This is a genomic window from Muribaculum sp. An289 (assembly GCF_002159555.1).
Lineage (GTDB): Bacteria > Bacteroidota > Bacteroidia > Bacteroidales > UBA932 > Merdivivens > Merdivivens faecigallinarum.
The window spans coordinates 1-531 of the sequence record NZ_NFIV01000035.1 but is presented as its reverse complement, the minus strand read 5'-3'; the positions used below and the strand labels follow the sequence as shown (position 1 = coordinate 531).

General features: G+C 53.9%; 1 protein-coding gene. It reads right to left on the bottom strand.

The annotated features are described in order from the left end of the window. On the bottom strand, positions 1-531 hold a 531-nt coding region (locus B5F83_RS10485), incomplete at both ends, for a transposase (protein WP_143822543.1).

Sequence of the window (531 nt, the reverse complement as noted above, 5' to 3'; positions counted from 1 at the left end):
GCCGGACGAGCTGTACTGCATTCGCCGTGTGGATGCCAAAGAAGATGTACAGGATTTCGGTCAACTTCGTCCTTGCCTTGATGCGTTTCAAGCCATAGTGTTCCTTCTGCGTTCCGAACGAGCCTTCCATCCTCGTTGCCCTTATCCTCGCCAGCTCGTTGCGGATGATGTCGTTCTCTTTCTTTTCCAAGGACGGACGGCCACGCTTGACGAATGACGTCTGTATTCCTCTATCCTTGCAGTACTCCCTGTTGGCGCTGCCGGCATAGCCTGCATCTCCTCCGACCTTCTTCACGTCCACACCGAAGAGCTTTCGGTGCATCTTCAGGCAGTGCGGAAGCCTGGTTCCCTCGTTGAAGGCATTGAATGACAGCTTCTCGATGAATGAGAGTCCGTCAACCTGGATGTTGTTGCACTTCGCGCCGAACTCTACGCTCTTCACTTCCTTGCCTCTCACGATCGGCCTCACATACGGCTTGCTGATGCTCACTATCCTGTCCTTGACACTCTCGCGAGGATTGTTGTTCTCGA